Consider the following 7,266-nt stretch of genomic DNA (forward strand, 5'->3'; position numbering starts at 1 on the left):
TTCTAGATCGCGAAAAGCTCAATCACTTTAAGACCAAAAAAGAGCAGCGTGACTATTGGACAAGTCAGTTGAAGTTTCAGTTGATGAGTATTACTTTGGGTCAGGAAGATGAGAAGGCAAAAGAAAAAGTCTTTTTAGACAATCCAGATATCACGCGCGGTCAAGATTTAGTCCGTAATGATAAGCGCACACCTAGTGAGATTTTGCTTAATCGTTTATCACGGCAGCAAGAGCAGTTTACCCGTTTAAAAGATGATGAGATTATGGAAACCATCTTAAACACGGCGATGCTGACCTACGATCCGCACAGTAATTATTATGCGCCGATTCAAGCCAACGAGCTACAAATCCAATCTAGCTTACAATTAGAAGGCATTGGGGTATCTATCCGTCCTGACCGCAAAAACCCAGACTATACGCGCATTGTGACTTTAGTCGATGGTGGTCCTGCGGCAAAATCGGGTCAAATCAAACCTAATGACTTAATTATTGGTATTGCTACAGACGGCGAGACCATGACTGACGTGGTCGGTTGGTCAACGCGTGAAATTGTCAGTCTGATTCGAGGTAAACGCGGTACATCGGTGACCATTAAAGTGCGTCAACCCAATACCCCTGATGCCAGCGCCCGTAATGTGACCGTGGTTCGTGACATTATTCAGCAAGAAGAATCGGGCGTCACTCAGCGTGTGGTTGAAGTTCAGCGTCCAAATATTGATAAAACCCCGAAACGTATCGGTGTCCTTGAAATCCCAAGCTTTTATCTAAACTACCGCGCTCGCCGTAACGGTGAGGATTATCGTAGTGTCAGTATTGATACTGAAAAAGCACTAAAAGAGCTCAATAAAGAAAACATCGACGGCTTAGTAGTCGATTTACGTAATAACCCCGGTGGCTCGCTGGATGAAGTTGCCAAGATGCTTGGCTTCTTTATTAAGAGTGGACCACTGGTACAGATTCGTGACAATCGCGGCAATATCCAAGTCTACCGTGATGATGACGGTGGTGAGCAGCTGTATGATGGTAAGGTAGTTGTTTTGACCAACCTAGCGTCTGCGTCTGCCAGTGAGATTTTTGCTGCTGCTATTCAAGACTATGGACGCGGGTTAGTGGTTGGTAGTACCACTACAGGTAAAGGTTCAGCACAGATCCAGTTAGACAGCTTGGCGCTTGGCTCAGCGACGTTAACGCAGCGTAAATTCTATCGTATCACCGGTGGCAGTACGCAAAATAAAGGTGTCGTGCCTGATGTTGAATTGGTCAATATCTATGATGATGCAACCTTTGGCGAGCGCGCGCAGAAGAAAGCTCTGCCATGGGATACGATCAAGACTTCGCCATACAAGCCTGAAGGAAAGTTTACTTCGAATACCTTGGCGACGCTAAACCAACAATCGAAAATTCGTCAGCAACAAAATCCGCAGTTTGTTTATTTATCGACACTCAATGATATTCGTAATATGGAAGATGAGAAAAAACCTATTGCGCTAGATATCAATAAACGCCGTGCCAAAATGCAGCTGATAGAAAAAAGCTCATTAGAGGCTGAAAATAAACGTCAGATTGCATCGGGTGAGCGTCCTTATGCCAACTGGAATACTTATCAAGCGGCAATGGATGCTAAGTTTGAAGAGCGCAGTCAGATGAAGGCTGCTGAGCGCCCAGAGTTACCAGAAGATGAAGCCTTTATCAATGAAGCGGCTTATATTATGCTGAGTACTGAGCCAACAAAGCTAAGCAGTCCTGAAGAAAAGCTATAAAAAAGCGCTATAAACCAGTATTCCTGCAGCTACCCAAACCCTAGAAAAATGCATGTAAGCATATGCTTACATGCATTGACGTTTAGACCTCTTACTTACTGTAGGTCAATCTGCGATTATACATCCACGGCACGATTGAACGAAAAGGTTCAGAGATACTAGGGATTGGTATCTAGAAAGTCGCATAAGGGATAGGTAGTTTGCTGATTAGGGATGATAGGGCTGGATGCTCGACCGTTATAAAATACTTCGGGATTAAGTATTGAATGACAGTAACATGGATGGTTGGTAATAAAAGCCGCATAATGCTAGTCGTTATGCGGCTTTGTTACGTCTGAGCTTTGTAGTATCTAAAAGGTATTAATCTAAAACAAGTATGGATAAAAACCTTTAAATTCGCCCATAAGAAAGGTCAGTAGGAAAACCTACTGACCTTTTGCAATCAATAATGTGATAAATCGCTGATTGGCTATGTATACATACATATAAGCATCTAACACGATAATCAATCAGTGATTAGTGCTCAACGCCACCTGCGCCATGTACATGACCGTGGTTTAGTTCATCTTCAGTAGCCGCACGTACTTCTTGGATCTCAACATCAAAAGTCAAACGCTTGCCAGCTAGTGGATGGTTTGCATCAACAGTTACTTCTTTGTCACTAACAGCAGTCACAGTAACTAGCATTACTTGACCACCAGCTTCTGACTGAAACTGCATACCAGGCTGAATATCTTCAACGCCTTGGAAGTTATCACGTGGTACATGTTGTACCGCTTGTTCTTGATACTCACCGTAACCATCAGCAGGCTCAACAACAGCATTGACTCTTTCGCCAGCAGATTTGCCTTCTAGTTGTTGCTCTAGACCTGGGATGATATTGCTGTGACCATGCAAATAAGCAAGTGGTTGACCTTCTGGAGACTGGTCAAGGATATTACCTTCGTCGTCTTTTAGCGTGTAGTTAAACTTGACGGCAGTGTCTTTTGCGATAGTAGTCATAAATTATCCTAAATATATTGATATTAAAAATTAAATACAGTTGCAATAAACCTAAAAAAGCCAATCAGCCAGCCAAATAGCCACGTCATCAGTTAATTATCATCAGTTTATTAGGGTAACTTTAGCAGTTAGCCTCTTTAATTGCGATAACTCCCATCACTTTCAAGGTTAAAACAACAAAAAATGCCAATTAATCGTGTAATTGAGCAGAATAATCAGTATTTCTAGCCAATTTACCAAATACTGTGTTGCTGGTTCTAGGTTCTCCAGTTGCGTTTTTGAGCAATGACTTCTACCATAGCAATAACTATAAGGATAAAAAATATGACTTCTATCTCTCATGCTGCCGATAATCAGCCATCTAATATTAACTACCAATTCGACTTTGAGCGTTTTTTAGAACATCTGGTTGATGTTACGCTTAAGTTTACGGCAGATAAAGACTCACCAAGCTTATGGTTGCCAGCATGGATACCGGGCAGTTATTTGATCCGTGAATTTGCTCGAAATATTACTGCCGTACATTATGATGTAGTGGATGGAGCGCTATCGGATAGCCAGATTGCGAATAATAAAAATCCTAAGCGTTATCGCGCGCAAAAAATAGACAAGCATACGTGGCAATTGCTACAAGCAAAAGCAGGGCAAACGATAAACGTATATTACGAAGTATATTGTTATGATTTATCGGTGCGCACAGCTTATGTCGATCAGCAGCGCTTGTACGGCAACTTTACTTCTTTGGCATTGGCGGTTGATGGGCAAGAGCAATCACCAGCCCAAGTAAATTTGATGGTACCAGAAGCCTTTTTTGTCAATAAAAATAAGGAAAAAGTATTGTTAGCATGTGGACTTAAAGCCACGCATTTACAAAGCGATGAGCAAGATTTATATAGTGTGCAAGCGGACAGCTATCATGAACTGATTGATTATCCGTTTGAGATTGCAATACAAGAGAAGTTTAATTTTATCATTCACGACAGTCAGCACCAAACGCTGAGCCATCAATTTTTTCTCACCGGTAAGCATAATGCCAATATGGGGCGATTGCAGCAAGACCTCACTCAGATTTGTCAGACCTATCTCAACTGGTTGGGTGACGCGCCGTTTGAGGATTATACTTTTATGACCTATGCCAGCGGGCAAGACTATGGCGGTTTGGAGCACATCAATTCGACCAGTCTGATTACCCCGCGCCGTGATTTACCTCGTATCAATGAGCCAGCAGTACCAAGCAGTGATTATCAGCGGTTTTTAGGTTTGTGCAGCCATGAGTATTTTCATGCGTGGTGGGTTAAAACGGTGCGTCCCGATGTGATGTTAGCGGTAGATTTGCGTCACGAAGCCTTTACACCTTTGCTTTGGGTATTTGAAGGCTTTACCTCTTATATTGATGATTTTATGCTGCAAGCATCAGGGGTTATTGATAAGGTAAACTATCTGAAGTTATTGGCAGAACAAATTAATCGCTATTATCAAACGCCGGGTCGCGCGCAGCAAAGCGTTGCTGAATCGAGCTTTGATGCGTGGATTAAGCTATACCGCAACGATGAAAATACTGGCAATGCTGGTATCAGCTACTACAATAAAGGCGCTTTGGTGGCGTTATGTTTAGATTTAACGCTACTAGAAAAGAGCGCGGGACGTTATCGTTTATTTGATGTGGTCAAAGCTTTTTATAAACAAGCGAAGCAAAATGATAATCAGCGCATCGGTATCAGTAGTGCCGATATGGGTGCAGTAATCAGGCAGTTTATGCCAATAGCGGATTGGGAAGAGTTTGAGCGCTGCTATGTTAATGGCGTCGAAGAATTACCAATTGAGAAACTGCTGGCTGCTAACGGCGTTCAGTTTTATACCAATAATAAAGAAACCGCTGACAAGCATGTGCCGTGGGGTATGAGGTGCACCGAAACGCCAGCTGGACTTAAGGTTAATCGGGTAACGCGTGATAGCGCAGCTGCCAAAGCAGGACTCTCAGCACATGATGTCATTATCGCCATTGACGGTATTAAAGCAGATAATAAGCAACTGGCAGCTTTTACTCAGGCATCGCACGATGTTGAGTGCCATCTGTTTCGCCGTGATGAGCTGATGACGGTCAAGGTCGTACCGAAAGTTGATACAGACGATATTTATGGTTCGGATCAAGTATTTCCACATAGCATTAGCTTGCGTCTGGCGAGGACTAATGAAGATCGTGAAGGTAAGATAAATAACTTAAAAACAGAGAGCGCTTGGTTGGATGTAATGGGGCACACTCAGTAATAGTGATTTGGCTATCACACGTAGATGAGTGCTCTGCAAAAATAGTGACTGTTATAAAACTATTAATTATTAAAAAGCCCATACTAAACAATAATACTTAGTATGGGCTTTATGTTGTGCGCTTAAAATTTAAGCATTAGGTTTTGTGGTTTTATCAATCTCTACGGATTCTTTAGCGTTTGCAGAATTTTCTTTATCAACAGCATTGCTTGCAGCTTCAGCCGATGATGTTCTCGTAATCCAGTCTTGCATAAGCTCAATCTCAGGCTGCTGGGCATCGATGATATCTTGTGCCAATTTAAGCATCTCTTTGTCAGTACCATATTGGAGCTGTACTTTCGCCATATCCACCGCGCCGCGATGATGCGGCAGCATACCACGCGCAAACGCCATATCTGGTAAAGGATCTGAAATACCAGCCATCATATCTGCATGCATAGCGTCCATACCTTTAGCATAGGCTTGTTGCATCGCTTCGGTATTGGGCTTAGGTTTGGGCGAATCTGGGTGGCTGGCAAGCCATTTATTCATGATATCGATTTCAAGCTGTTGTGAGTCAATGATGTCTTGTGCAAGTTGACGCATCGTCTCATCGGTACCGTATTTGAGCTGTATTTTTGCCATATCTACTGCGCCGCGATGATGCCCAAGCATGCCTTTAGCAAAGGCGGTATCAGGATCGTTATAGGCCATAACCATCATCATCTCATTATTCATGTCAGTCATCGACTTCGTATAATCTTTGAGGATGTCTGTCATCAGTGTTCCATCTGCCGCAGTGTCAGCATTCATCATGTCATGACCTGCATGAGCATCTATCTCATCATGGCTTTCAGGTTGCTCTGTTGTGACTGGTACATCATCTTGTACTGCATTTACCTCACTATCATTCGCTTTTGGCTGACAAGCGCTGAGTAATAGGGCAGCAGAAACGCTACTAGCAAATAAGGCAAAACGATGTAAAACAGTCATGACATACCCTCATTATAAATTAAATAAATAACTAATTAGAAACAGTGCGCGACTTATATCTAGCACCAGTTTTAATGGTAACAGATAAACCTTACTGTTTCGAGACGCTATGTTTAAGGTGTCGTAATATAATGAGCTTAAATAAGTAAAGCTATCTTAAGTACAGCTTTACTTAGGTATCATGATAGCTAACCTATGACGCCAAGTTTGCGGCATTGCTCACTATTTAGATGAATGTGTACAAACTCGCCAACTCCCAGTTCTCCAAGTTCAAACCCTGCTACTGACCAGCGTATCAAGCGTAAACAAGGCAGACCTACATGCGCGGTCATGCGCCTTACTTGGCGATTTTTACCCTCATAAATAGTGAGCATCAGCCATGACGTTGGGATATTTTTACGCTCACGAATGGGCGGATCGCGCTGCCATAATTTGATAGGTAGGTTGGCTTCATCGACCAATGCTGCAGAGGCGGGCAATGTCTTACCATCTTTTAATATCACGCCATTTGCCAGCTGTTTTAATTGTGCCGTAGTGACCACGCCTTCTACTTGCACCAAGTACGTCTTGCCTTGTTTTTGTTTGTTTTGTGCAAAACCCTTGGCAGATGGCGGCTGCGTGATGGCTTTGTTGATACGTCCATCACTGGTCAAGATCAGCAGCCCCTCTGAGGTGGCATCAAGCCGACCAGCGACTCGAACCGATTTGTCAGTAATATATTCTGATAAGGTGGTATGGTCATTATTGCTGTCATCACGGAATTGGCTTTGCACTCCGTAAGGTTTGTTAAACAAAATCAGGCTGGAGCTGGTCATAAAATAGCGTTTCCCAAAAATAAATGACGGATAGTAGGTCATAGATTATAAAAGTTGGTAAAGGGATAAAACATATCAGTAGCGGACTAATATACCGCTAGCATAACAGAATGCCAAGGAAGCTTAAAATACCTAATATATCAAGGAGCAACCCCTCAGGTTATATCAAAAATTCTGAGCTAATAAAAGCGATTATCAAAAATACTCGTAACTATAGTCAGGGAAAAGCAATATCGATACATAACGTACTGCTGATATCAATTTTTCTTGCTTGCTGTGCTTACGCAGACAGAGGCTGCAAAAAATTTATACCAGCAGTACGTTATGTATCGACATTGCTTTTCCCTGACTATAGTTACGAGTATTTTTGATAATCGCTTTTATTAACTCAGAATTTTTGATATGACCTGAGGGTTTGCTCCTAGATATATTAGGTATTTTAAGCTTCC

At 42.4% G+C, this 7,266-nt stretch carries 5 protein-coding genes; 2 read left to right on the forward strand and 3 right to left on the reverse strand.

What is annotated here, in order from left to right; translation table 11 throughout:
* The coding region (locus VLN09_RS02245; protein WP_325243592.1) for a carboxy terminal-processing peptidase at positions 1 to 1,760 on the forward strand (1,760 nt) is incomplete at its 5' end.
* Positions 1,761 to 2,276: 516 nt separating this feature from the next.
* Here the strand turns inward: VLN09_RS02245 and VLN09_RS02250 are convergent.
* The gene (locus VLN09_RS02250) at positions 2,277 to 2,762 is read right to left on the reverse strand and encodes an FKBP-type peptidyl-prolyl cis-trans isomerase (protein ID WP_011279591.1); all 486 of its coding nucleotides are present in this window, start codon (positions 2,760 to 2,762) and stop codon (positions 2,277 to 2,279) included.
* Between the two features lie 324 nt (positions 2,763 to 3,086).
* Here VLN09_RS02250 and VLN09_RS02255 point away from each other — a divergent pair, with 324 nt between their 5' ends.
* Complete coding sequence (locus VLN09_RS02255) at positions 3,087 to 5,030, forward strand: M61 family metallopeptidase (protein WP_325243593.1); 1,944 nt, start codon at positions 3,087 to 3,089, stop codon at positions 5,028 to 5,030.
* A 129-nt stretch (positions 5,031 to 5,159) separates the two neighbouring features.
* Here the strand turns inward: VLN09_RS02255 and copM are convergent, their stop codons facing one another.
* Positions 5,160 to 6,002: a CopM family metallochaperone gene (gene copM / locus VLN09_RS02260; RefSeq protein ID WP_325243594.1), complete on the reverse strand. Its 843-nt coding sequence runs from the start codon at positions 6,000 to 6,002 to the stop codon at positions 5,160 to 5,162.
* A gap of 188 nt (positions 6,003 to 6,190) precedes the next feature.
* Positions 6,191 to 6,817 carry an rRNA large subunit pseudouridine synthase E gene (locus tag VLN09_RS02265; RefSeq protein WP_325243595.1) on the reverse strand — a complete coding sequence of 209 codons (627 nt, stop codon included), beginning with the start codon at positions 6,815 to 6,817 and terminating at the stop codon, positions 6,191 to 6,193.
* Positions 6,818 to 7,266: the final 449 nt, after the last annotated feature.

This window comes from Psychrobacter sp., assembly GCF_035469765.1.
GTDB lineage: Bacteria > Pseudomonadota > Gammaproteobacteria > Pseudomonadales > Moraxellaceae > Psychrobacter.

Excerpts from the sequence above, each read along its gene's own strand:
- VLN09_RS02250 (WP_011279591.1), bottom strand. The coding sequence starts at position 2,762 with ATGACTACTATCGCAAAAGACACTGCCGTCAAGTTTAACTACACGCTA.
- VLN09_RS02255 (WP_325243593.1), top strand. The coding sequence starts at position 3,087 with ATGACTTCTATCTCTCATGCTGCCGATAATCAGCCATCTAATATTAAC.
- copM (WP_325243594.1), bottom strand. The coding sequence starts at position 6,002 with ATGACTGTTTTACATCGTTTTGCCTTATTTGCTAGTAGCGTTTCTGCT.
- VLN09_RS02265 (WP_325243595.1), bottom strand. The coding sequence starts at position 6,817 with ATGACCAGCTCCAGCCTGATTTTGTTTAACAAACCTTACGGAGTGCAA.